At 46.9% G+C, this 25,586-nt stretch carries 20 protein-coding genes, 2 pseudogenes and 1 riboswitch; of the genes and pseudogenes, 10 read left to right on the forward strand and 12 right to left on the reverse strand.

Going from position 1 to position 25,586, the window contains the following annotated elements; translation table 11 throughout:
* Positions 1-263: pseudogene (locus tag QUA07_RS25820) on the forward strand (hypothetical protein); the annotation flags it as partial.
* Positions 264-390: 127 nt separating this feature from the next.
* Here the strand turns inward: QUA07_RS25820 and QUA07_RS25825 are convergent.
* The 6 genes from QUA07_RS25825 to atzF form a co-directional block, all read right to left on the reverse strand.
* Positions 391-1,389: a glycosyltransferase gene (locus QUA07_RS25825; RefSeq protein WP_333331001.1), complete on the reverse strand. Its 999-nt coding sequence runs from the start codon at positions 1,387-1,389 to the stop codon at positions 391-393.
* Between the two features lie 105 nt (positions 1,390-1,494).
* A complete protein-coding gene (locus tag QUA07_RS25830; protein WP_333330930.1) occupies positions 1,495-2,709 on the reverse strand; it encodes a response regulator in 1,215 nt (404 codons plus the stop codon).
* 216 nt (positions 2,710-2,925) lie between these two features.
* Positions 2,926-3,156, reverse strand: a complete 231-nt coding sequence (gene yidD / locus QUA07_RS25835) for a membrane protein insertion efficiency factor YidD (protein ID WP_333330933.1) — start codon at positions 3,154-3,156, stop codon at positions 2,926-2,928.
* A 149-nt stretch (positions 3,157-3,305) separates the two neighbouring features.
* The gene (gene truB / locus QUA07_RS25840) at positions 3,306-4,247 is read right to left on the reverse strand and encodes a tRNA pseudouridine(55) synthase TruB (protein ID WP_333330936.1); all 942 of its coding nucleotides are present in this window, start codon (positions 4,245-4,247) and stop codon (positions 3,306-3,308) included.
* A gap of 293 nt (positions 4,248-4,540) precedes the next feature.
* Positions 4,541-5,287 (reverse strand): calcium-binding protein, encoded by a 747-nt coding sequence (locus QUA07_RS25845; protein ID WP_333330939.1) that lies wholly within the window; start codon positions 5,285-5,287, stop codon positions 4,541-4,543.
* Positions 5,288-5,327: 40 nt separating this feature from the next.
* Entirely contained in the window at positions 5,328-7,142 is a 1,815-nt protein-coding gene (gene atzF, locus QUA07_RS25850) for an allophanate hydrolase (RefSeq protein ID WP_333330942.1), read from the reverse strand.
* A gap of 536 nt (positions 7,143-7,678) precedes the next feature.
* A riboswitch (guanidine-I (ykkC/yxkD leader) is annotated at positions 7,679-7,833 on the forward strand.
* A gap of 144 nt (positions 7,834-7,977) precedes the next feature.
* Between atzF and QUA07_RS25855 the strand changes: the two genes are divergently transcribed.
* The 7 genes and pseudogenes from QUA07_RS25855 to QUA07_RS30130 form a co-directional block, all read left to right on the forward strand.
* Entirely contained in the window at positions 7,978-9,045 is a 1,068-nt protein-coding gene (locus QUA07_RS25855) for an ABC transporter substrate-binding protein (protein WP_333330945.1), read from the forward strand.
* A gap of 108 nt (positions 9,046-9,153) precedes the next feature.
* Positions 9,154-10,005: an ABC transporter permease gene (locus tag QUA07_RS25860; protein ID WP_333330948.1), complete on the forward strand. Its 852-nt coding sequence runs from the start codon at positions 9,154-9,156 to the stop codon at positions 10,003-10,005.
* A gap of 156 nt (positions 10,006-10,161) precedes the next feature.
* Positions 10,162-10,938 (forward strand): ABC transporter ATP-binding protein, encoded by a 777-nt coding sequence (locus tag QUA07_RS25865; protein WP_333330951.1) that lies wholly within the window; start codon positions 10,162-10,164, stop codon positions 10,936-10,938.
* A 295-nt stretch (positions 10,939-11,233) separates the two neighbouring features.
* Positions 11,234-11,965 carry an urea amidolyase associated protein UAAP1 gene (locus tag QUA07_RS25870; protein ID WP_333330953.1) on the forward strand — a complete coding sequence of 244 codons (732 nt, stop codon included), beginning with the start codon at positions 11,234-11,236 and terminating at the stop codon, positions 11,963-11,965.
* Positions 11,966-12,044: 79 nt separating this feature from the next.
* Entirely contained in the window at positions 12,045-12,686 is a 642-nt protein-coding gene (locus QUA07_RS25875; protein ID WP_333330956.1) for an urea amidolyase associated protein UAAP2, read from the forward strand.
* A gap of 144 nt (positions 12,687-12,830) precedes the next feature.
* Positions 12,831-16,448: an urea carboxylase gene (uca, locus tag QUA07_RS25880; RefSeq protein WP_333330959.1), complete on the forward strand. Its 3,618-nt coding sequence runs from the start codon at positions 12,831-12,833 to the stop codon at positions 16,446-16,448.
* Between the two features lie 252 nt (positions 16,449-16,700).
* A pseudogene (locus QUA07_RS30130) lies at positions 16,701-16,787 on the forward strand (WG repeat-containing protein); the annotation flags it as partial.
* Positions 16,788-16,960: 173 nt separating this feature from the next.
* Here QUA07_RS30130 and QUA07_RS25885 read toward each other — a convergent pair.
* The 4 genes from QUA07_RS25885 to acs form a co-directional block, all read right to left on the reverse strand.
* Positions 16,961-17,749, reverse strand: a complete 789-nt coding sequence (locus tag QUA07_RS25885) for a class II glutamine amidotransferase (RefSeq protein WP_333330962.1) — start codon at positions 17,747-17,749, stop codon at positions 16,961-16,963.
* 293 nt (positions 17,750-18,042) lie between these two features.
* Positions 18,043-18,939: a thermonuclease family protein gene (locus tag QUA07_RS25890; RefSeq protein ID WP_333330965.1), complete on the reverse strand. Its 897-nt coding sequence runs from the start codon at positions 18,937-18,939 to the stop codon at positions 18,043-18,045.
* Between the two features lie 96 nt (positions 18,940-19,035).
* Positions 19,036-19,665 carry an ACP phosphodiesterase gene (locus QUA07_RS25895; RefSeq protein ID WP_333330968.1) on the reverse strand — a complete coding sequence of 210 codons (630 nt, stop codon included), beginning with the start codon at positions 19,663-19,665 and terminating at the stop codon, positions 19,036-19,038.
* Between the two features lie 50 nt (positions 19,666-19,715).
* Positions 19,716-21,686: an acetate--CoA ligase gene (gene acs, locus QUA07_RS25900; protein ID WP_333330970.1), complete on the reverse strand. Its 1,971-nt coding sequence runs from the start codon at positions 21,684-21,686 to the stop codon at positions 19,716-19,718.
* 285 nt (positions 21,687-21,971) lie between these two features.
* On the opposite strand from acs, the gene QUA07_RS25905 reads away from it, so the two are divergent.
* The gene (locus QUA07_RS25905; RefSeq protein ID WP_333330973.1) at positions 21,972-22,631 is read left to right on the forward strand and encodes a restriction endonuclease subunit R; all 660 of its coding nucleotides are present in this window, start codon (positions 21,972-21,974) and stop codon (positions 22,629-22,631) included.
* Positions 22,632-22,859: 228 nt separating this feature from the next.
* Positions 22,860-23,882, forward strand: a complete 1,023-nt coding sequence (gene galT, locus QUA07_RS25910; protein WP_333330976.1) for a galactose-1-phosphate uridylyltransferase — start codon at positions 22,860-22,862, stop codon at positions 23,880-23,882.
* Between the two features lie 254 nt (positions 23,883-24,136).
* Here galT and QUA07_RS25915 read toward each other — a convergent pair whose 3' ends face one another.
* Complete coding sequence (locus QUA07_RS25915; RefSeq protein ID WP_333081651.1) at positions 24,137-24,421, reverse strand: hypothetical protein; 285 nt, start codon at positions 24,419-24,421, stop codon at positions 24,137-24,139.
* Positions 24,422-24,576: 155 nt separating this feature from the next.
* Entirely contained in the window at positions 24,577-25,554 is a 978-nt protein-coding gene (locus QUA07_RS25920) for an acetamidase/formamidase family protein (RefSeq protein WP_333330980.1), read from the reverse strand.
* Between the last annotated feature and the right edge of the window lie 32 nt (positions 25,555-25,586).

Consider the following 25,586-nt stretch of genomic DNA (forward strand, 5'->3'; position numbering starts at 1 on the left):
ATTTTGCACTTTACCCTCGCTCTCGCGAGCGCATAACCCAGGCTACGTCAAGTGCCATCGATATATTCAGCAAGCCCGAAGTAGGAATTTTGATCGATCCAGATGAAGAAACTGTAACAGTTTATCGTCAGGAAGGTGAACCAATTGTGTTGGGAAATGAAGATATTTTGACAGTCGCCGAACTCTTCCCAGGTTGGGAATTGCCAATTGCTGAACTGTGGCCGCCAATTTTTACTGAAGCAGAAACTCAAACTGAAGCCTAATAAAGTTTATGCAGGTTTTACATGGCCAGAAATGCGAAAAGCCTCTCTTCTCTTCCTCTGCGCTCTCTGCGGTTAAATAATTCCTATGCAACCGTAAACGATATGAGTGCAATGGAAAAGCTTTCAATCAAGCTGGCGTACCGAGAATCATCCACTGCATTAACTGCTGCCACTCAGGAGATTGAGCGAATAAATCTGCATCGAATTCATTTCCCGCATCCTGCGAAAACTCGGCGAAAGCTTCCGCCCAATTAATTACTGTTTCCACAGGCAAATAAGGCGTATAATTCCAAGAACGCTGCAAAAACTCTACCATCTCAACAGAATGACCGGTGCGGTACAAATACCAAGCAATCCAAACTAAGGTACTGTACTTGATTTGCTTTTCCAACAAACGTATTTTATCCGGCAACTCGGGGCGGGCAAAAAAATTGTCCATCACTGCGGCGAGGGATTTAGCCTGGGGTAAACCTTTGTACATGGCGCTTTGTTCGTGCTGGCGGTAGCAAACAGTTACTTGTTGCAACCACTCTGCTTCGCATCCCATTAAGGCTAAACGCAGCACTAAATCTGTATCTTCTGCCGGGGGAAATCGAGGATCAAATCCGCCGGCGCGCTCTAACCACTGACGGCGAAATACCATCGCGCTGGGTAATACTGGTTTCCACCGCAGCCACATTTCTAAGTCTAAGTTAGGTACATTTTGCCAGGGTTTTACATCTTTTAGGGGTTCGCCTATACTATTAACTAGACGCCAGCCGCTGTGGACGATTCCTAGATTTGGTCGCACTGCAAATACAGCCATTTGTGCTGCTAATTTGTCGGGAAAAAAGTAGTCGTCAGCATCGAGAAAGGCGATAAATTCTCCTCGCGCTAGCTCGATGCCGTGATTTCTGGCAATCGAAACTCCTTGATTTTGTTGGTAAATGTAGCGAATTCGATCGCCATATTTCTCTAAAACTAATTTGGTATCGTCTCGGGAGCCGTCGTCTACGACAATAATTTCCCAGTTAGTATAGGTTTGGTGCAGAACGCTATCTACGGCTTGGCCGACGTAATCCGCGCAGTTGTAAGCCGGAATTACTACGCTCACCTGCGGAGTGCGATCGATCGTAACATTACTCATCATTAATTATCTTAAATTCGATTGCGTCTTTATTTTACAATGAGCGTAGGGTGCGTCAGGAACTGACGCACCCAGCAAGGGGTTCTTGTGTTCATTAATTTGGGGTCAAGAATTTGCCAAGGTAAGTTGGTGCGTGTTCAGTATATCTTGGGGGCGAATTGCTGAAGGGTAGCGATCGCCTTTTACCTTCAAATACTTGTCAGCTATTTCCAAAACCTGCTCGGGATTGGCTGGCTTCCTCAAAAAATCGGAAGCACCTGTCAATTTCGCTCGTGTGCGGTCAATTATACTGTCTTGACTGGTCAAAAACACGATCGGAGTTTCCCGAAAAGCAGGTGTCTTTCGCAAAAAATTGCACAAAGCAAAGCCACTTGTCTTCGGCATCACCACGTCCATAAAAATTAAAGCAGGCTTTTGTTTGGCGAGGAGGCCCACTCCCTGCATGGGGTCTTGAATTTTTAGGACTCGATAGCCCTCCGGCAATAAAATTTGCTCTAAAAATTCGCAAACTGTCGGACTGTCATCAATACAAGCAATCAAAGGGCGACCCGGCCCAGCGATAGCTGCGGCCAGGCGCCACTGTTCTATAGGCGACGGCAAGTCTGGTACTGTGCGGAAATTTACTAAACCCTGCTTGATGTAATTGACTAAAGCGCGAGTTGCCACTGTCACGCACTGCTTTTTCTTAAATGCAATATCCCAAAGAGTATTCTCGCCGTTGAATACGTTACCCAAAGCGATCAAAGAATTAGAACTAAATCGATTTTGCTGCAACTGAGCCGACGGTTTTAAAAGCGGTGCTTGTTCTGGATCTACCAACCACAAACCCATTGCTTTCCACTTCTGCCAAATTTCTTCTGTACAACACAGAACTTTCTCTACTTCTGTTAAAGACAGCAGCAAAGAAGAGGTAATTGTAGAAAAATATTTCTGGGACGGACGCCACTCCCGGCGCAAACCCGATTGACCAATCAGAGCAAATAACACTTCGGAAAGGCTGGTGTGGACGATCGCCCTAGCTTGTTCCAGGCTCATTTCGCTGGCTGCTATCCCTCGCTGAAGCAGTTGATATTCCCACAGTTCTCCAGCATCGAGGTCTCTGAGATCCACTTGAAAGTTTCGACAGTGTTGCCCGATCGCCCTGTACCAGCGTCTAGCTCTGTGCGATCCTCCCGTGGCATACACCAAACTACCCTGAAAAAAGTAAAGTTGCCACTGTTGTTCCCCTTGCTCTAACACCAGTTTCCCCGTTGCTTGTTTCTGGCTGAGTACAGCCAGAGTATGGGACAACATTTTGTATCCGATTGCGGTAGCAGACATATCAACTCGCATCCCCTGTACTCTGTTTGTACCATTATATAGCTGCTGAGTTTTGAAAGATAACAGTAATTTTACTGAATTTAGGTTAAAAAACACCACTAATTGTGAGAATTTAACCCTCTTAGGGACTGATTCCCCCCAGGAGTTTTAGCCATGAGGATGTAACGGCTATTTGCCCTATTAACTAATAACTAAAATCAGGATTATAACTAATAATTAATTGCCCTCGCTATCTGTGGGAGGTACTGGATCGTAACCCCCTGGATGAAAAGGATGACAGCGCAAAATCCGCTTAACTGCCATCGAACCGCCGCGGGCAGCCCCAAATCTTTCTATTGCTTCGATCGCGTATTGCGAACAAGTGGGCTGAAATCTACAGGCGTTAGGCAGGTAAGGAGAAATCCCCATTTTGTAGCCTCGGATTAATCCGATCAGCAATATTTTCACAATTTTTACCTCAGCGATTGATTAGATTAACAGGCCAATATCATCCCGTACCGCTGTAAGCTAGGTGCATCGAGAGCATTCCCAGCGGTTAGAGTTCCGCCAACTTTGCCCGTACCAATTATACCTTTTTTCATTTTTATTTTAGATACTTAAATCACAATTTGAGGAGATAATATGGTACTTGTCTCTGAGTTGGCTACTTGACCGATACCTAAAAAATTACCGTCTCGATCGTAAACCTGCAACGGATAGGGAGGTTGGGGTATTAGGTTGTCGGGGGGATTGTTCCTACTTTCTTCCTCTCCCCCGATCGGCGTTTCGGGAATCGGGAGGCGCTGTCCTTGAAACCAGCGTTTGGTATATTCAGGGGAAAGGACGATCGCACCTAAATGTCCCAAAACCGCCGATGGCAAAATCGGGCAGAATTTATCCTCCTGCAATTGCAGTTCTAATTCTTCAAAAGTGAGACTTTGGTCGATCGAAAAACCGCTACTTTCGGTGCGAGTCAAACAAGCCAAAGTACCGCCTGTATTCAACACCGCACCCAAATCCCGTGCGATCGCCCGAATGTAAGTACCCGCCCCGCAGGCGATCGACAAATCCAATTCAGGAAAATCCCCCGGCCGCCAATCCAATATTTCCAGCCGAAAAACCTCAACATTTCTAGCAGCAACTTCCACAGTTTCGCCTTTTCTAGCTAACTCATAAAGGCGTTTTCCTCCCACCTGCACCGCACTAAAACTAGGCGGAAATTGCTCGATTTTTCCTAGGAACTTTGGCAGTGCAGCTTGCACTTTTTCCAAACTCAACTCCGATACCGGTCGAGAATGGATAATTTCTCCTTCTAAATCGTCAGTAGCAGTAGTTAAGCCAAACCGAATCGTGCCTCGGTAAGCTTTATTGTGTTGGAGATATTGCAGCAGTCTGGTTGCTTTGCCCAGGGCGATCGGTAAAACGCCAGTCACAGCAGGATCGAGGGTTCCTCCGTGTCCGACTCGCTTGAGTTTCAATAGTCGGCGCACTCGCCCCACGCAGTCGTGAGAAGTCATGCCCGCAGGTTTGTTGAGATTGAGAAAACCGTCAGTAGTCATTAGTCAGTTGTCAGTTGTCAGTTGTCAGTAGCTAGTAGTCATTAGTCAGTTGTTATTAGTCAGTTGTTATTAGTCAGTTGTTATTAGTCAGTTGTCATACCAAATCCTGCTTAAATAACTTTCTCTATCTTAGTCTGCGAAGGCAGACTTCGTTTGTGTAGTTTGAGGTCAAAAGCGGTTTCAAGCACCGAGTCTCATAAAATGGTTAGCAAACCCGGATTTTGTATCAGTCAACAGTCAACAGTCAACAGTCAACAGTCAAGAGTCAACCGTCAACCGTCAACAATTCCCAATTAAAGAATAAAGTCTGCCTGACTGATAGAACCGCGGGCAACTCCGAATAAAGTAGCGAGAGTTTCCTTGGTGTTTGTAAGCTGAATAATTGTACTCGGCGAAGTTCCTGTCCCAGCGGAAATGGTGAGTTCGCCAAAGGTGAGACCGGCAGTCAAGCGAATTTGATCGATACCATCAGTAAAGTCTGTAATCACATCACCATCTGCCAAACGCCCGATCGCAAAAGTATCGTTTCCAGCGCCGCCAGTTAAAGTATCTCGCCCGCGATCGCCCGATAAACAGTCATTGCCGATGCCACCAAACAGCGAGTCATCGCCGGCACCCCCAAAAAGCGAGTCATCGCCCGCGCCTCCCAACAAAGTATCGGTGTCTTGGTTGCCAAACAGCAAATCATTGCCATCGGCACCCAGCATTGAGTCAGAACCTTTGCCACCGTAGAAAGTATCGTCGCCGGCGCCGCCCACAACGCTGTCGCGGCCGGCACCCCCGAACAGCAAATCATTGCCAATGTCGCCCAGCAGTGAGTCATCGCCGTCGCCGCCGTAGAGGGAATCGTCTGCGCCTAAGCCCAAAATGCTGTCAGGACCACCCAAACCAAATATCAAGTTAGCGCCCGCAGTACCTCTGAGGGAGTCGGGGCCGCTGGTGCCGCGAGTGCCGCCAGATACCCCTCCGGGACGGGTACCGCCGCCGGTGGGGGTTGGGGTTGTAACGGGAATTGGTCGAATTGGCACTGCTGATGGCATGATTCTGAAGATGGGTAGAAATTTGCCATTCTAACTTAACTTAAAAGCGGAAGTTATAAGCTCGCCAACCGCCGAGATGAGAAATATCGATCGCATCCGCCACAGCATAAGGTTCGCACAAAAAGCCCTGCACCGTCGAACCGTCCTCCAACACCAGCGTACCAATTCCCAGCGGCGGGGGAATTTTAGCGACAAATCCGCCGAAAGCCGCGATCGACAACTCCCAAACTTCCACCTCGATCGCGCTACCGCCCTCTATCTGACGCACCAATCCCGGCTTGCCCAGAGCAGTACCCGTCAAAGCGTACAGCTTGTAAATCGGGCGGGTACGGCAGGCGCGAACCAAAACGCCTCCCCCCTCGATTAGTTGATAATTCAGCGGTTCACCGCTCAAATGAGCGCCGACTACGGCTATTTTGACTCGTTCTTCTGAAGCAGGTTTGGCTGCGATGGCTGGTTCCGGGAGGGTTGGCAGCGGCAGGTTGGTTGCGCCCATAGTTCCCCCCAAGCGCTCGTGGAAAGCACCTCCCAGGCTGCAGAGCGATAAATCGTGCCACGCAGGAGCCATCAGTGTCAATCCTGCGGGCAATCCGCTGCTTTGAAACCCGCTGGGAACTGCGACCGCACACAAATCGAGCAAATTCGCAAAGTTCGTGTAGCGCCCCAGATTGGTGTTGAGCGCGATCGGCTCGGCTGCAACTTCTGCGACAGTATATATCGTGCCTGTCGTGGGAACAGCCAACACATCCATTGACTGCCACTGAATTTCTGCCTGTTGGCGGAGCTCGGCCAACCGATAGGACGCGCGGTAAGCCGCGACGGCATCGTAGCGCTTGCCGCCGCTGATAATTTCGTAGACGATCGGATCGATCGCATCTGGGTGCGCGTCGAGGAAATCGCCGATCGCGGCCAACCTTTCTGCTACCCAAGGCCCACCGTAGAGCAGTTCGGCAGCATCTGCAAAGGGTTTGAAGTCAATAGGTGCGATCGTGCAGCCCAATGATTGCAAGCGCGCGATCGCATCTCGGTAGCGCTGTTCGGCTTCTGCATTCCCGAAAAATTCGAGTTCGCCGTCTCCGGGAACCCCCACCCGCAAGCGGGATAAATCCGGCAAAACTTTCGTTTCAGGGTGACGAGAAAACGCATCCTCAGCGTCAAAACCGCTGGCTACTTGTAGCACGGAGGCCGCATCCGCACAGGTGAGAGCGAACACAGAAACGCAATCGAGCGAGCGCACCGCTGGTAGTAGGCCGCGAGTGCCGATCGAGCCGCAACTTGGCTTCAGCCCGACAATGTTGGTAAAAGCAGCGGGAACCCGCCCCGAGCCTGCGGTATCTGTACCCAGAGCAAAACTCACCAATCCGGCGGAGACTGCTGCTGCGGAACCGGAACTCGATCCGCCCGGAATGTAGCGCGAATCGAAAGGATTGCGGCAAACTCCATAAGGTGTGCGGGTTCCGACTAATCCTGTGGCAAATTGATCCATGTTTGTTTTGCCGATCGCGATCGCACCTGCCGCGCACAGGCGCTCTACGACTGCGGAGGATCGCGCTGGAGTGCGAGCAAACGCAGGACATCCCGCCGTAGTCGGAACGCCCGCCCAATCGAGATTATCTTTGATCGCAAAAGGTATTCCGTAGAGTGGCAATTGTTCCCGATCTAGGTTTTCCAAAGCTTTGGCGCGTTCGAGGGTTTCCGCCTGCGGTGCTAAATAAATCCATACTGCCGGATCTGCATAGCGTTCGATCCGATCGTACACGCTCGCGATTACATCTGCAGGCGCGATCGACCCGGTGCGGTAGCGATGGAGTAGCGAATGAATGTCGAGACTGTTGCTGTAGTTAAATTTTTCCATAGTGCACCGTCAGTCGATTTTAGATTTTAGATTTTAGATTTTAGATTGAACAATTGAGTTTACAGGCTTTGCTGGGCGATCGTTCGATTTTAGATTTTAGATTTTAGATTGAAGAAATCACTTCAAAGGCTCTGCAAGGCGATGGTTATTACAAATAGGATGTTAGTTTACCGTATTGGCGATCGTCCTCGTATCTGGTCTACTGGTCGAAGTATTTCTTGAGAAATATTCAACCCTGACCTTGCGGGTTTCGTCTTTTTGTGCAGGTAAACTTCGCGATTTCCCATCGCCCCGTCTCATCGCTCGCTTTAATCTTCCAAAAAGTTTAATTAACAACTCCCAAAAAAACCGTTTTTTGTAACATTTTACACATTTTCGCATTAAGTTTGCTGTTACCGTTTGAAACGTAGCAATCTAGTAAGATTGCAAACTACAGTATGCTTACCTTTCAAAAAGCTAAGTGCATTGCTGTTACTGACAGTCTCGCATAACTCCTTGGGTTGCAAACAGGACTTATACAGACAAAAACCGAAAAATTTAACCGCTTCTAGGGTTCCGATTTGAATTAGTTTCTAACTCAGCTTAGAAAGTTCAAGTGCTGGTCCGAGAGAAGCAGACTGGTCATCCCAATATTTTATTAATTTGAGGGAAACACTAGCCAGTTACACGGCGGGATAAAAGCCCGGGAGAAACGCGATCGGTCATCAAGACTCGGTTCGTTAGCTCTCGGGCTTTATCCTTGTATATCAGGGGGGTTTGCGGAAGCTAAGGAAGCCAAAGAAGGTGCAAAAGCTCGATCGACATATTCACCTCTAACCAGCAACCAGAATCTGCTATGAATATCCGATATTGCTCGCCCAAAATAACGCGATCGCCCTTATCCTACTGCGCCCTATTTTTCATCACCTTGTTTTTCGCTGTTGGCTGCGTCAACCCGGCAATTTATATCAAAACCACGACTGAAAGCGAAGCAGCTTCTTCAGTAAGTGCTGATGCAGTTAGCCTCGGATTCAGCGCGTGGCCCGGCTGGTTTCCTTGGCAGATTGCCAAAGAACAAAAGATATTTGAAGTCAATAAAGTTCCTGTAGACTTAAAATGGTTTGACGGCTACTTAGAATCGATCAGCACCCTGACAGCAGGACAGATAGATGCTAACAGCCAAACCCTCGGCGATACAGTAAACTCTATATCAGGTGGCGCCGACCAAGTAATTGTTTTAGTCAACGACAACTCGACGGGAAATGACAAAGTAATTGTCGCCGAAGGCATCAATTCCGTTGCCGATTTAAAAGGTAAAAAAGTGGCAGCAGAGGAAGGTACAGTCGATCACTTTCTATTGCTGTTAGGGCTGAGAAAAGCAGGTTTATCAGTGCGGGACATTCAATTTGTACCGCTGGAAACGGGCAAAGCTGCGGCGGCTTTCGTCGGAGGACAAGTCGATGCGGTGGCAGTATTTGCGCCGTTTACCACGCAGGCATTAAAACGCTCGAATAGCAAGGAATTGTTTAGTTCCAAAGATTTTCCGGGGGCAATTTCGGACCATTTGGTATTCACCCGAAAGTTTATCAACGAACACCCGGATCGAGTGCAAGCCCTGGTCAATTCATGGTTTGCAACGTTGGAATACATGAAAGCAAATAAAGAGAAATCTTACGAAATTCTAGCAAACCGCGCCGGAGTTAGCGTTGAGGAATACAAAGAATATGAAAACGGCACTAAGATATTTACGGTTGAGGAAAACTTGAAAGCCTTTCAACCAGGAAATGACATGACATCATTGCAGTTTGCGGCGGTAGAAATGACTAAATTCCTCGTCGATGTAAATTTAGCGAAAACCCAACCAGATATCAGCACATTATTTGACGATCGCTTTATCAAAGCTTATGCAGAAGGTAAAAGCTAAAAGGCATAATTTACGATTGTGCATACACAAAAAAACCTAAAAAAAAATACTTTTTATAATCCCCCAAATCTACTTCAATTAATCGCTCAACTGTTCTGCAATTAAATCATGCCACCAAACCCCGATCCGCGATCGATCCAATCCCACCTCAAGCAAAAAAGCCTAAATCCCACCGTTTTCTGGCGGATTGCGGAAGAGATACCACAACCCCTCAATATTGGGTTAACGGTAACATCGATCGCACTGCCGCTGCTGGTATGGTGGCTAGTAACAACTTTCGCCGATGTAGACCCCAAATTTTTGCCTTCCCCCGGCAAAGTGTTAGAAGCATTCGGCCGACTGTGGAACACTCGCGAACTTTTGAAAGACACGGTAGCGAGTTTGTGGCGAGTGGGAGTGGGCTTTCTGTTCGCCTTGGTTTTTTCCATACCAATTGGCGTGCTGATGGGCAGTTTTTCCAGTATTCGTGCCTTGCTTGAACCCATGTTCGGCTTGATGCGATATATGCCCGCACCAGCATTCATTCCCCTGCTAATTCTCTACTTGGGCATCGGCGAAGAACCCAAAATAATGCTGATATTTATCGGCGTCTTTTTCTTCAATTCGCTGATGGTGATGGATACAGTCAAGTTTGTTCCCAAAGACTTGATCGAATCTACTTATATGTTGGGCGGGAATCGCTGGGAAATCCTAACTCAAGTTATTTTTCCCCACGTTTTGCCGGGAATTCTTGATGCTAGCCGCATCAACCTAGCTGCGGCTTGGCAATTGGTAATCGTCTCGGAATTGATTGCTGCAACCGAAGGCTTAGGCCGCCGGATCAGCGTCGCCGGTCGATTTCTCCGAACCGATGAAATATTTGTGGGGCTGATTGTCATTGGGGCGATCGGACTGACTTTTGACTTGCTTTTTCAATATCTGCTGCGGGTTTCTTGTAAATGGTCAAGCCAGAAACAGTAAGCAGATTTTGAAGGAAGAAGGAAGAAGGAAGAGGGAAGAAGGCAGTGGTGTAAAATAAACTTGAAACCCCCGCTACCTATCGTTTTTACTCCTAAATTTTACAGATTTTGGGATTGAAGAAATCAATTTTTTACTTACAATACAGAGGATAAACTCATGTTTCTACAAATCAACAACCTGCACAAAAACTTTGACACGAAAAAAGGTAAATTAGTTGTCCTCAAGGACATCAATATGAGCATTAAGCAAGGCGAATTTATCTGCGCGGTAGGCGCATCCGGTTCGGGCAAATCTACTCTGTTGAGGCAGATTGCGGGATTGGACAAGCCGACAACAGGGGAAGTGAAAATTGACGGCAAGGAAGTTGTTTCGCCTGGGCCGGATCGAGGTATGGTATTTCAGCATTACACTCTTTATCCTTGGATGAACGTGCAGGAAAATGCCGAGTTTGGCCTCAAACTTCAAGGCGTGTCCAAGAAAAAGCGGCGCGAACAAGCGAGCTATTATTTGAATGTGGTAGGATTGACGCAGTTTGCTTCGTCGCTGCCGAAGGAATTGTCGGGCGGGATGAAACAGCGGGTGGCGATCGCCCGCGCCCTCGCTTCTGAACCTAAAGTGTTATTAATGGATGAACCTTTCGGCGCCTTGGATATCCACACGAAAGAATCGATGCACGAATTCATGCTCGATTTGTGGCGCCGCACCCAGATTACAATCTTTATGATTACCCACGATGTCGAAGAAGCGGTGTTTCTTTCCAATCGGATTTATGCTTTGGGCGCTCGTCCCGGTACAGTGAGAAAGGAAATGTCGATTAATTTGCCCGATCGCACTCCCAGCGTTAAACGCCATGCCAAATTCCACGATTACCGCGACGAACTCATGGATTTGATGCGGAAACACGGACAGGAAGCAGTTGCAATGGCTGCTTAAATAGAAATAGGTTTGTATTTGCACTTTTGGCGTCGGCGCCAATAGTTTAACTGCCAACCTAAGTAAGTGGAAACTTAACATCTTGCACCATTGTCAATTACCTATTTAGGAACGGGCAAGATGCCCGTTCCACAATAAAAGTGAGTTTTGTGGAACAGGCATCTTGCCTGTTCTTGAGAATGGTGCAAGATATCAGTGTAGATAAATATTACTTTGGGAGAGGGTGAGTTTTGCCACTACAAAATACTATTGTTTTGTTTCCCTCACCCCCCCCCAAATACATCAAGAGGAACTTATGGTGCAACTATCATCGATCGACACAAACTCAGAAATTGATTCAAGCCTCGTATTAATGCAAGAAACCGTACCGGGCGGCGCGTACTGGTCGGGGGTCATCAAGCGGGGAAACACCCTGCGAATCACCGATTTAGAAGGCTCTCGCGGCGTTTCCATGCTGTGCTACAACGCCGACAATGCGATCGAACGTTTCAACGCAGCAGACACCGCCAAAATTCAATTCAACGCCTTTCTCAAAGAAGGCATGGTGCTTTACACAGACATGGGACGCATCCTATTTTCTATCACCCAAGATACCTCCTGCTGTCACGATTTGCTAGGAGGATGCAGCAACGCCATTAGCAATGCCAAAAAATACGGCGAAGGAGACTGGAAAAACTCCCGCGACAACTTCCTCAAAGCCCTAACTCGTTGGGGATTGAGCAAAAAAGATATCATGCCCAACCTCAACTTATTTACTCGCATTGCCGTCAAACCAGACGGCACGATGGAGTTTCGCGAAGGCTGCGAGAAACCGGGAAGTTTTATCGATTTGCGAGCCGAAATGAACGTATTGACCGTTATATCTAACTGCCCCCACATCCTGCATCCTGGTTCAATTTACGATCCAAAACCCATCCAAATTCAGATTGTGAAATCCCCCGCACCCGCACCAGACGACTTGTGCCGCACCGCCAACCCGGAAGCCGTGCGCGGCTTCATCAACACCGATGCTTTGTTCGTGCAATAAACCCCCGATTACACAATTCAATCTTGTCCCCACCAATCTGCGGTGAAAAATTCTGTACTTCCATCACAAAAAGTGAACCATGACTGCAACTACCCAACAACTTCTCGATCCAAAAACTGCAATTTATAACGAAGTTTTACCCGCCCGACATCCCTGGGCTCGCGTCATCAAAAAAGGACAGATTCTCCGCATTGTAGATTTAGGCGGAAATCAAGCAGTAGATTTTTTAGTTTACAATGCCGATGACCCTTCCGAACGCTACAGCGCCCCCGATACGATCGTCAATCAAGGCAACATCTTTGTCACTACAAACAGCCAACTCATTTCCAACGAAGGGCGAGCCATTATGACCATAATTGCTGACTCCTGCGGCCGACACGATACCTCCGGTGGCGCGTGTAGCTGCGAGAGCAATTCGGTGCGGTTTGGACTAGATAAAAAATACCAGCACGCCTGTGTTGAAAATTTCCTCGCCGCAATTCTTCCCTACGGTTTGGGCAAGCGAGATTTAGTCAGCAATATCAACTTCTTTATGAATGTTCCAGTTAGCGAAGATGGCACGCTTGAAATTGTTGACGGCATCTCCGATCCGGGAAGTACAGTTGATTTGCGAGCCGAAATGAACGCGCTAGTTGCTATTTCTAATTGCCCGCAAATGAACAATCCTTGCAATGCTTATAATCCTACGCCGATTCAGTTGATTGTTTGGGATGCGGTGTAGGTTGTAGCTGCATACCCGCCAGAAACCGCCAGGGGTTTAAACCCCTGGCTAATAGCTAAAGTCCTCTAAAGAGGACTGAAGAATCGATTGCCCATTAGCAATTATCAATTATCAATTAGCACTTATCAATTACCACTTACCTAAATGTTTAACAAAGTTTTGATTGCAAATCGCGGTGAAATTGCCTGCCGAATTATCCGCACGCTCGATCGCCTCGGAATTGCTTCGGTAGCAGTATATTCTGAAGCCGACGCCCACGCCAAACACGTTTTCGCCGCCAGCGAAGCCGTTTGTATCGGTGCAGCCGCCGCAGCCGAGAGTTATTTGCGGTTCGATCGCATTCTCGAAGTTGCGCGCCAAACAAAAGCTCAAGCCATCCATCCGGGTTACGGATTTTTGAGCGAAAATGCTGAATTTGCCGAAGCTTGCGCCAGCGAAAATATTGCATTTATCGGCCCGACTCCGAGTCAGTTGCGCTGCTTTGGATTGAAGCACACCGCGCGGGAAATAGCCGCTGCAAATCAAGTGCCGCTAACTCCCGGAAGCGAACTTTTAGCAAGTTTAGAGGATGCCCAAAAAGCGGCTGGGGCGATCGGCTATCCGGTGATGCTCAAAAGTACCGCAGGCGGCGGCGGCATTGGTTTGCAGGCTTGTTTTGGCGATCGAGATTTGGCAGAAGCCTTTGAAAAAGTACAGCGTTTGAGTAAAAGCAATTTTAAACAAAGCGGCGTTTTTTTAGAGAAATATATTCAAACAGCCAGACACATTGAAGTCCAAATCTTTGGAGATGGCAAAGGAAATGTCATAGCCTTGGGCGAGCGAGATTGTTCGGTGCAGCGGCGCAATCAAAAAGTAATTGAAGAAACCCCCGCCCCTGGTATTAGCGACGAACAGCGAAATCAGTTGTACGGTGCAGCAGTGCGGTTGGGAAAAGCGGTCAATTACCAGTCAGCCGGTACTGTTGAATTTGTATTTGATGTCGATGCGAAACAGTTTTATTTTTTGGAAGTCAACACGCGCTTGCAAGTTGAACACGGCGTGACTGAAGCTGTCAACAACATCGACCTCGTTGAGTGGATGGTAAAACAGGCTTCTGGGGATTTGTTCCCCCTCGAAAAGTACCGCTATCGGCCGCAGGGACACTCAATTGAGGTGCGAATTTATGCGGAAGATGCCGGCAAGAATTTTCAGCCGAGTTCCGGGTTGCTGAATCAAGTTGCGTTTCCCGAAAACGTCCGCTGTGACAGTTGGATAGAAAGCGGCACGGAGGTTACTCCTTTTTACGATCCGCTGCTAGCCAAAGTAATCGTTTGCGGGGATAATCGATCGCAGGCGATCGTAAAACTAAAAGCTGCTTTAGATGCCAGTGAAATAGCGGGAATTGAAACTAATTTAGATTACCTCCGCCAGATTTTGGACGATTCCCGATTCAGCCGGGGCGAACTGAGCACGCGCTTTTTAAACTCTTTTGAATACGCACCTTTAACGATCGATGTATTGGATGGGGGAACCTACAGCAGCATTCAGGATTATCCGGGGCGGATTGGCTATTGGGATGTGGGCGTGCCGCCTTCTGGGCCGATGGATCATCTGGCATTTCGATCGGCAAATCGTTTAGTAGGAAATCCCGAATCGACAGCAGGATTGGAATTCACAGCAACAGGCCCAACTCTGCGCTTTAATGCCGATACAGTTATTAGTTTGACTGGTGCAATTATGAAGGGAACGCTAAACGGCGAATCGGTGCCGTTTTGGACTGCAATTCCCGTAAAAGCTGGCAGCATTCTCAAGTTAAAAGCCATTCAAGGCGGCGGCTACCGCACTTATTTAGCAATCAAACACGGCTTTAATGTCCCCGATTATTTGGGCAGCAAATCAACTTTTGTACTGGGCAAATTTGGCGGACACGCGGGCCGCACGCTGCGTCCGGGAGATGTGCTTAAACTGCATCAAACTGCCACTCTGGAAGCGGAAATATCTTTGCCTCCCGAACTAATTCCCAGCTACAGCAATAATTGGGAAATCGGCGTTTTGTACGGGCCTCACGGCGCGCCGGATTTCTTTACTGAGTCAGACATCGAAATGTTTTTCTCCACAGAATGGCAGGTGCATTACAACTCGACGCGGACGGGCATTCGGCTGATCGGCCCGAAGCCCACCTGGGCGCGTCAAGACGGAGGAGAAGCGGGTTTGCACCCGTCTAACATTCACGATAATGCTTACGCGATCGGCACGATCGACTTTACGGGCGATATGCCTGTAATTCTCGGTCTTGACGGCCCAAGTTTGGGAGGGTTTGTCTGTCCTGCTACTATTGTGCAGTCGGAATTGTGGAAAATCGGGCAACTGAAACCGGGGGACAGCATTCGGTTTCACTGTTTGAGTTTTGCTGAAGCTTTGCAGCGGGAATTAGCACAAAACAGGCAAATTGCTACTTTTAGTTTGCCTGTTTTTGGGAAAAATGTGGAGGAATTGCCCGCAGTTCCCATTTCTCCTATTTTGCACCAAATTCCCGAATCTCCGGGACAGGTTGCTGTTACTTACCGTCAAGCTGGGGATAAATATATTCTAGTTGAATACGGCCCATTGGTGCTGGATTTAAACTTGCGTTTTCGGGCGCACGCATTGATGGAACAGTTGAAAGCAAATCCGTTGCCTGGTGTGATCGAATTAGTGCCGGGAATGCGATCGCTCCAAATTCACTTTGACAGCCGCCAGATTTCGCAACAGCAGCTAATGCAGGCGCTGATTGCGGCTGAGGCGGAACTTCCGGCGATCGAGGATTTGGAAGTGCCGGCGCGAATTGTGCACTTGCCTTTATCTTGGGAAGATGAATCGACGCTGTTGGCCATTGAAAAATATATGCAGTCTGTGCGATCGGATGCACCTTGGTGTCCCAGCAATATTGAGTTTATTCGCCGCATCAACGGGCTTGACAGCATCGAACAAGTCAGAGAAATTGTATTTAATGCTAGCTATTTAGTGATGGGTTTGGGAGACGTTTATTTAGGCGCGCCCGTCGCAACTCCCCTCGATCCGCGCCACCGTTTGGTTACTACTAAATACAATCCCGCCCGCACTTGGACTCCTGAAAATGCAGTGGGCATTGGCGGCGCGTATTTGTGCGTTTACGGGATGGAAGGGCCGGGAGGTTATCAATTTGTCGGCCGCACGGTGCAAATGTGGAATCGGTTCAAACAAACGGCGGATTTCCAGTCTGGTAAACCTTGGCTTTTACGCTTTTTTGACCAAATCCGATTTTATCCGGTTTCTCATGAGGAATTGCACCGCTGTCGGGAAGAATTTATTGAAGGGAAGTTTAAATTAAAGGTTGAGGAAATCACTTTTAATTTGAGAGAATACAATGAGTTTTTGCATTCTATTGCGGGCAGTGCGGCTGAGTTTAAAGCGCAGCAGCAGGCCGCATTTAATGCAGAGCGCGATCGCTGGGCCGCATCCGGGGAATTTGACGCTGAAGCTGCCGCAGAATCCTCGGCGGATGTGGTTTCTGACACGGCGGCGGAGGTTGTTTTGCCGATCGGTTGTGAGGCAGTTGTCGCTCACGTTTCGGCAAATGTTTGGCAGGTGCTGGTTAATGTTGGAGATGCGGTTGCTGAGGGCGATCGCCTATTAATTTTGGAAGCGATGAAAATGGAAATTGCTATTACTGCTGATGTTGCCGGCACTGTCGCCGAGTTGTTTTGTCAAAAGGGACAAACGGTGACAGCCGGACAAATTCTAGCTGCTATTCAACCGAATTAATCCCTCTGTTTTTAGTTCGGGAACAGTGGTAAGCCGTTGCATAATTGGGGGATGATTTTGATTGTTTTGTGGGATGGGATATCGTAGCCAGTCAGGTGTATTTTCACTGAAGGCGGGACACCCTACAAGAATCATCATCAAATTGTGCAAACCCGGCTCATTTAATGAAGGTTTAGCAGCAGTTAGGGCTTCAAAAGGGTGGGGATATATCAATCAAGCAGGCTAGTGGGCGATCGCCCCTAAGTTTCCGCTGTAGGCAGTTTTTCCGAAGGCTTAGCCGCTGTCAAGCGCAATGACAAATCTGGCTTAATAAATCAAGCTGGAAAGCTGGTCATTTAACAGGTTCGAGGTTCTGTTTAGGCTTTAAATTTGTTTAAACTCACATCTTGCACCATTCTCAAGAACAGGCAAGATGCCTGTTCCACAAAGAGTAGATTTTCTTGTGGAACAGGCATCTTGCCTGTTCATAAAAAGCTTATTGACAATGGTGCAACATCTCAGTTTAAATCTAGTTAACTTAACTCCCGCAGCCCAGAAGAGAGCGGCAAACCATCCTGAAATACCAGCAATTCTCCCGGCTTAATTTGCGTCCAAACTTCGTTATCAGTCAGCGGAAAAGTGGCAATAACAGCCACGCGATCGTCCTCGTTGGTCAATTCCCGAAAATCGACAGTTACATCTTCGTCGATCGAGTGAGCGCTAGCAAAAGGTGCTTGTCGCACAATATAATGCAGATTAGTAGAACAATGGGTGAACAAGTGTTCTCCATCAGAAAGTAAATAATTAAAAATTCCGTGTTCTGCCAAACTTTTAGTAATTTCCTCCAGTACCGGGTAAATTTCCGCTACAGCAGGCTTGCTTTGAGGAAAAGTGGAGCGCAGCTTTTCTAATATCAAACAAAAAGCTTTTTCGCTGTCAGTTTTGCCAACAGGTTTGTAAACTCCGGCACGTTCTGGATTAAAATTTTCCAGATTTCCATTGTGAGCGAAAACCCAATAGCGCCCCCAAAGTTCCCGAATAAAAGGGTGGCAGTTTTCCAAAGCAATTTCGCCTTGGGTAGCTTTGCGGATGTGAGCAATGACGTTAGTTGAATGAATGGGATAGCGACGCACTACTTCTGCAACCGGAGAAGCAATAGCAGGTTTAGAGTCTATAAAAAGGCGACATCCCAAACCTTCAAAGAAAGCAATTCCCCAACCGTCTTGATGAACGTCCGTTTTGCCACCTCTTGCAGAAAAACCCTCAAAAGAAAAGCAAATATCTGTTGGAACATTGCAGTTCATTCCCAGTAATTGGCACATAGCTTTTAAATCTCTGGAGTTTGAATGGATGTCGCAGCTATTGGCAGGTACAGATTTGCGATGATAGTATTATAGTATGAATTGATTTAGCCTAATAAAAAAAACACAATTATTTTGGATGGTTAACCATAATGCTACTTAAATTTTAAAAAATGCGTGAAGCCAAGCTATCCCGAACGCGCGTGCGAGCCCGTTGCGGTAGGGAATCGCCCAAAATTCAATCGCGTTCCCCGGAGAACAGTCTTCATCGTTCCATTTGTCCTGCAATTTTGTTAATTAAATTTATGTAAAATTCACTTTTGTGGGGGAAAGTCTGAAAGTTGTTTGATATCCTGCAAAACTATTTGAGGCTTCCCTTTGTACTGTTCTACCTTCCCACTGACATACACATATCCCCGTCCCAGACCCGCATAACGCTTCTCGATTAGCCGCTTCAAAGGAGCCATTTCATCAGTTTCCGCATCTGGTATCCACAAAGCTAATTTATGATACACCGAACCAGCATAAATTACAGCGCTGCCGCCGATCCTTTTAGTAATTCCCGCCTGCAAATCGCAGAAAATAGTAATAGATTTAGCTCTCTCAGAAGCAGCTAATATTTTCGGGTAGTCCAACCTCAAAGAAAGCGCTCCTGCGGTTGCTTCCGACAACCGAAACTCTTCAACAATCGAGCCTCGCATCGACCACCAAGGAAGTAAATTAGCATAGTTGCGAGAGGAAATTTTGGCATTGATAATCGGATTCCAAATCATCAGATTGTAAGCTTTTGCTGCCGATTCTCCCTCTGTCATTTGTCGGTGATACAATCGGGATCGCCCGTATTTGACGAAGTAGGGACTCCAGCCTTCTTCAATCAGTTTAAGATTGTAATTTTCTCCGTCTTTATGTACGTAACAGAGGAGACGCCCGTAGTTGTCGCGGTGTTTTTGTAGAGCTACTTCAACCGAATCGTCTGTATCAAATTCTATGTCAATTTGAGCAAGTCCGCCATCTGCTGTGGCGAAGTATTTTTTAGCCATTTCTGAAGCTGCTTTCCCCGCTGCAGTTACAGGTTTGGAACCTCCCGAATGACTTTCTTCTGTATCGACGCAAATCAGCCGCAGAGATTCGGTTTTGCCGTTGAGAGAAATTTTGATGCTGTCGCCATCAACTACTTTAGTTATTTGCAGGTTCGGAATTCTGGTTGCCATATTTTGAACCCTGTTGCACTTGAGATTTCATGCAGGTATCGCTTGGATTATACACGAGTTCGTTATCACTAGCAACTGTAATTTTTGTTGTTTGTATTAATATTTGTCAACAGTCGCGTATTTTATCAAGTCGGGGAAAAAATCTTGAAAATCTGATTCTAAGCGCTGATAGTTAGCTGTCAAATCTTCTATGCCGCTTGCCAAGTTATTTGTCCGCTTGATTCGGGCCGACATTCTTGTAAGAGTGATGCCGATTTCGGCAATTTCCTGATAAGATGAAAGCAAGTCGCGGGCAATTATTGTGGGCAGTACCCGCTGGAGAGAGTCAGGTAATATATCGCGGTTGTCTTGCAGGATTTTATAGACATCCTGAGAAAAATCCCGGAGGGGAATTTCTGAATATTCCAGCCAATTTTTAGCCAAGAAGTGGTCGTAAAACACGTCAATCAAAACTCCAGCAAACCTGCGTCTCTGGGAAGAAACAAGGCTTTTACTCGATCGCACTATTGCGTGAGAGTCCGTGTAGCTATCTACTTTGCGGTGCAAATCGATGCCCTTTCTAATTTCATCGGGATAAAGGTTGATTGCCGAACCTTTGACAAAATCTCCTAAGAGGTTGCCAATCAGGGATTCTGGCGTGCCTTTTGATAAGAATAGATGAGCCAAATAATTCATTGCTACAGTAAAAATATCTAAGATAGCATAAGCAGAAAGAGTAAGGTGCACGACCCGGCGCACCTTACTGCTATTAAGAACCTGCCCTGAAAAAAATCCCCCTACGCACCACCGCGCAACTTATCCAAAACCGTCCGGTCTTCCAAAGTCGAAGTATCCCCAGAAACCTCTTGTCCCGCCGCCAAAGAACGCAGCAATCGGCGCATAATCTTCCCGCTTCGCGTTTTCGGCAAAGCATCAGTAAATCGAATTTCGCCGGGACGGGCGATCGCCCCAATTTCCTTAACAACGTGCTGCTTCAATTCCTTAGCCAATTCATCGCTAGGTTGCTGCGAGTTGTCCAGCGTGACAAAAGCCACAATTTCCTCACCTTTAATCTCATCCGGTTTGCCAACAACCGCAGCTTCCGCCACCGCTGGATGCGATACCAAAGCTGACTCGACTTCCATTGTGCCAAGTCGGTGTCCGGCCACATTAATTACATCATCAACGCGACCCATTACCCAGAAATAACCGTCTTTGTCCTTGTGCGCGCCGTCCCCTGCAAAGTACACAAATTCGCCATCTTTCGGGTGTAAATATTCCCAATAAGTGCGGCGGAAACGATCGGGATCGTTGTAAAGTGTCCGCATCATTCCCGGCCAAGGATGTTTCACCACTAAATAACCGCCGCTTTCGTTAGTGACTGTTTCCCCATCTTGGTCAACAACATCGACCACAATTCCGGGGAACGGTAGGGTTGCAGAACCGGGTTTTGTAGGAATTGCACCGGGCAAAGCGGTAATCATAATTCCCCCGGTTTCTGTTTGCCACCAAGTATCAACGATCGGACAATTCGAGTGGCCAATTACGCGCTGATACCACATCCAAGCTTCGGGATTGATCGGTTCGCCAACGGTTCCTAACAATCGTAAAGATGACAAATTGCGCGCGTTGGGCAAGTGTTCGCCCATTTTCATAAAGGTGCGAATTGCGGTGGGTGCAGTGTAGAAAACGGTGACGCCGTATTTTTCAATTACATCCCAAAAACAGCCTGGATTAGAAGGGCGAGGAGCACCTTCATACATTAAAGTTGTTGCACCGTTGGACAGTGGCCCGTAGACTATGTAACTGTGTCCGGTAATCCAGCCGACATCAGCAGTACACCAGTAAACATCGGTATCTTGGAGGTCGAATATCCACTTGGTTGTCATGTGGGTATAAAGGTTATAACCACCGGTTGTATGGACGACACCTTTCGGTTTGCCGGTACTGCCACTGGTGTAGAGTACGAACAGCATATCTTCGCTGTCCATCGGTTCGGCGGGACAATTTGCCGATGCACCTTTTTGCAAATCGTGCCACCAATGATCGCGCCCTGGTTCCATGTCAATTTTCTGTTTGGTGCGCTGAACTACGAGAACGTTAGTAACGCTGGGTGTGGCATTATTTGCTAATGCTTTGTCTACTTGTGTTTTGAGGCCGACGGCGGTATCTTTGCGGAAGCCACCGTCAGCGGTGATGACGAGTTTTGCTTGGCCGTCGTTAAGTCGATCGCGCAAAGCTTCTGCACTAAAACCGCCAAAAACAACGCTGTGTACTGCACCGATTCTGGCACAGGCTAGCATGGCGATCGCAGCTTCGGGAATCATCGGCATATAAATGCCAACGCGATCGCCCTTTTGGACTCCCAATTGTTTGATGACGTTCGCCATTTGGCAGACTTCGCGGTGGAGTTGCGCGTAGGTGAGGGTGCGGGAATCTCCGGGTTCGCCTTCCCAAATCAGGGCGGCTTTATTTTTGCGCCAAGTGGTTAAGTGGCGATCGAGACAATTGTAAGAAATATTAATTTTACCGTTGACAAACCATTTAGCAAAAGGCGGTTGCCAGTCGAGCACGGTATCCCAGTTTTGGAACCAGTGCAATTCTTGGGCGGCGAGTTCTGCCCAGAAGGCTTGGGGGTCAGCTTTGGCTTTGTCGTAAAGGGCTTGGTACTCTTCTAGGCTTTTGATGTGAGCTTTTTGGGAGAATTCAGCGGGCGGCTGAAATAGCCGTCTTTCATGCAGAATTGATTCGATGGTATCTTGTGACATTGCTTTTTCTGTAACTGCATCTACTTCTTTAAACTATTTTGTACGCAATTGAGCGCAAAAATATCTTGAGTTTCGTTAAGAATTTTGGGAATTGTGTAAATGTTGGGGCTGTGGCTGTTTATTTGAAAATTATAATTGCCTCGAGTTTTGAGACCAAATAAAGTTCGTTAGAGCTTCGTTTTGGGAAAATTTTTTATATAAAAAATTGTATAAATTTTAGTTTAATAGTATAATGATGTGAAGCTGCTTGAAAAGGATTACTCAATCTGAATGATAGGGAAAAGCATGATCCAAAATTTAGAAGCAAGCCAACTGTCGCTAAATGACGTTCGCCGCCTTCTCAAACTGGAAGAGCGAGAAGGAGACGCCTTCACCGATTTTTTCTCTCTGGAAGCGCTGTCAGAATTAGAACAGCAGGAAATATTAAAAATTAGAACTGACTTTCGACGCTACTTATCCGCAGGAAAAGTTTCAGAAGCACTCGTTAAATTTTTAGTGATTTCACCGTTAATGAGATTAGCAGGATTTTTTGATATTCCGAGCGTGCTGACAATGGAAGATAGCATCGCGATCGAGGTTGAGGATGGGGATACTTTAATTAAAGGGCGCTTGGATGTCTTAGCGGTAAATCAGCCGGATGCAGAACTCGCGGCGGCACAGTTTTGGATTTTGGTAGTCGGGGCGAAAAATAGTGCGATCGATTCTTGGGCCGGTTTGCCACAATTGCTGACTTATGCTTATAAAAGTTTGCAGCAGCAATCGTCTGTTTGGGGATTGACGACGAATGGACGTAACTATCAGTTTGTCTATCTGACGCGGGGAAATCCTTGTACTTATCAGATTTTACCGCAATTGAATTTGATTGACCGAGAGCGATCGTTCTTGTTGGCGCAAGTGTTGAAAGCGATTTGCAAGTTGCAGAATGTGCAGTTGCAGTTGGCTTAATCTCTGCGGTTGAAATCTGTGCTTGCCTGTACTGCCTAGACAGATATTCTGTACCAATTTAGTCCTAATCGCATTCTATCGTCGAGGCCAACTGTTGTTAACTTCTGTTGGGAACTGCGGGAAGATTTAGAAATCAAGATTTGTTAAAAAACTGCAATAGGGAGTGACAAAATACTAATTGTTCTATACAATAATAAACGGTTAAACCCTGCAACTGAAGGTAAAAAAGTGTCTGAACTTAGACAAAATTTAATTACCAGAGATTGGGTTATCATCGCCACCGAACGGGCGACAAGACCGGATCAATTCGCTAACAAAAAAAACTGGGCTGCCGTAGTGCCACCGCACCGTGCCGATTGCCCGTTTTGCGTGGGAAATGAAGAAGACGGAACCTTAGAAACTTGCCGTTTGGGCGATCGCGCTGACTGGAAAGTAAGGGCAATTTATAACAAATATCCCGCCCTCTCCCCGACAGCAAAATGGATGAGGATATCATCGGGAATTCACCGCACGATGGCGGGAATCGGCGTTCACGAAGTAATTGTCGAACACCCGCGACACGATTTGACGACAGCTTTGTTGAGTGTTGAAGAAGTTGCAAATATACTTTTAGTATACCGCCAGCGCTATGTAGAAATTAGAAAAAATCCCCACATTGAAACAATTATTATCTTCAAAAATCACGGAGAAACTGCCGGAACTTCTCTCGAACACCCCCACTCGCAGATAGCAGCGACGCCCGTTGTACCCAGCCAATTTCGCAGCCGCATCGACGAAGCTATTAGATATTTTGATGACACGGGAGAATGTCTGTTTTGCCGGACTTTGGAAGATGAATTAGCGGCGAGAGAAAGAGTGATTTGTGAGAGTGAACATTTTGTGGCTTTTATCCCTTACGCTGCACTTTCACCGTTTCACACTTGGATTTTTCCGCGTCGGCATTCCTCTTCCTTTGATGAAATTACTGATGCGGAAGTTACGGCTCTTGCTGATACTTTGAAAACTGTACTAGCTAAGCTTTATTACGGATTGAACAATCCTGATTACAACTATAATATTCGATCGGCACCGATCGCCGAAGGGGGAACAAAATACTTTCACTGGTATATCGCAATTATTCCCAGAGTCACCAAGCAAGCTGGATTTGAGCTGGGCAGCGGGATGTTTATCAATACTGCTTTGCCCGAAGAAAGTGCGGCGTTTTTGCGATCGATCGAAATTCCTAGCGACAGTAATTTTCCCCAGATCTAAAGTATTCTAGATCACAATAGGTCAAATTTACTTCAAATTGGGGTGAAAATGCACACAGCTACTCCCAGTTGCGAGTCTGCGTTGGGGGAGGAAACTGATATTATTGGAGATTTGATATTTGAGATTAAAGAAGTAGGAATAACGCATGATCTAAGGGTTTAGATCATCGGCCTAAAGTTGGATTCTTTTTTTAAACTGGTATAACTTACGCTCTAAATTTATGAACGTACAAATACTTATGGATGTTACCAACCTCACAATAAACTTTCGACATACTGCCAGCCGTCGTCGCTAAAAGTAGCTCTCAACATATCTCTAATTTTGGCATCGATCGATAAGAGTCCCTCGCCAGAGTCGCCATTTTCGCCGATTTCGCAACTCTCATCAGACAAATGTTCTTGAATGTTGGCCAGAGTATCGGCGAAATTAGCCAGAAAATAATGTTCGTGCACCCACGCTGTGGGATCTGGTATTGCTGCACTCCCAAAAGCTCGATCGACTAAATCTTTTTTGGCAACATCGTCAGTCTGGTTTTTCATGTTGAGTTCGATTTAGGTAGAACTGGTAACTTATCCATTTTAAGCTTAATTGTCCACAGGAACGCGATCCTGATCGACCACAGCAGTGACAAATTTGTGTAGTTTGTGCGATCGCGATCCTAATTTTTTGGTCCCTCGCGTGTTATCATTTTACATCACACTCCGTGACCAATAATTTTCACCTCCGGCAAAATACACTTGGGCATCATTCCGTGAACTCCTTTTTGAGGATTGTTGACAGCCTGCGTAATCCGAAAATTTACCGCGATGGAACACAAAACATAAGCATCTTCCTCTTGGAAACCTGCAAACTTTTGCAGCCAATAAACCGTCTGTTTTAGCGCCATCTCAAACGCTTCATCTAATGTTCTACCAAATCCCATAATCACAATATGAGTGGGCGTTTCTGCAAACGGAAATATCCGAAAAAAATCCTTGCGTAAGATAATTTTAATAGTCCCGTTCATCGAAGTTTCTATAGCAGTACCGTCAACTTCACCATCTCCTTGTGCCGAATGTCCGTCGCCGATGGACAGTAAACCGCCCCGCAGAAAAACAGGTAAAAATAACCGCGTTCCTGCTTGGAGTTCCTGATTGTCCAGATTGCCGCCGTAGCGCTCTGGAGGAATAGAAGAACGGTTGATTTCTGAATTTGCAACGCCGATAATTCCAAAAAAAGGATGCAAGGGAATCGCAAGGCGGCTACCTGGGGGAAATTCAGCAGTTTTTTGCTGTAAATCTAGCGGAATAAACCGCAATTTAGGTTCGGGAAAATAATCAGGTAATGCTCCCCATCCGGCGCGAATTGCATTAAATCCTACTGGCAAACTTGGGTAAACATCCTCAATGTGAATTTCTAAAACGTCTCCCGGTTCGGCATTGTTAACATAAATCGGGCCTGTCAGCAAGTGGGGCCCAGGGCCAACTTTGCGGTTGGGAGGCAAATTATGACAAATATCTAAAAATTCGGGGGTGAGAAATTCCGGCGGCGCTTTGTCAGCAACATAATATCCTGAATAGGTTTCGATGTCGATGCGATCGCCCGAATCCACCCTTAAAGCAGGTTCGATATTCGGAGAGAAACCGCCCAAGTGTACGGTTTTGCAGTTAGCCTTGAGAAGGTGGCGAGTCATGGGATTTTAGATTTTAGATTTTAGATTTTAGA

It is taken from the genome of Microcoleus sp. T3_A4 (assembly GCF_036700465.1).
In the GTDB taxonomy this organism is placed as follows: domain Bacteria; phylum Cyanobacteriota; class Cyanobacteriia; order Cyanobacteriales; family Microcoleaceae; genus Microcoleus.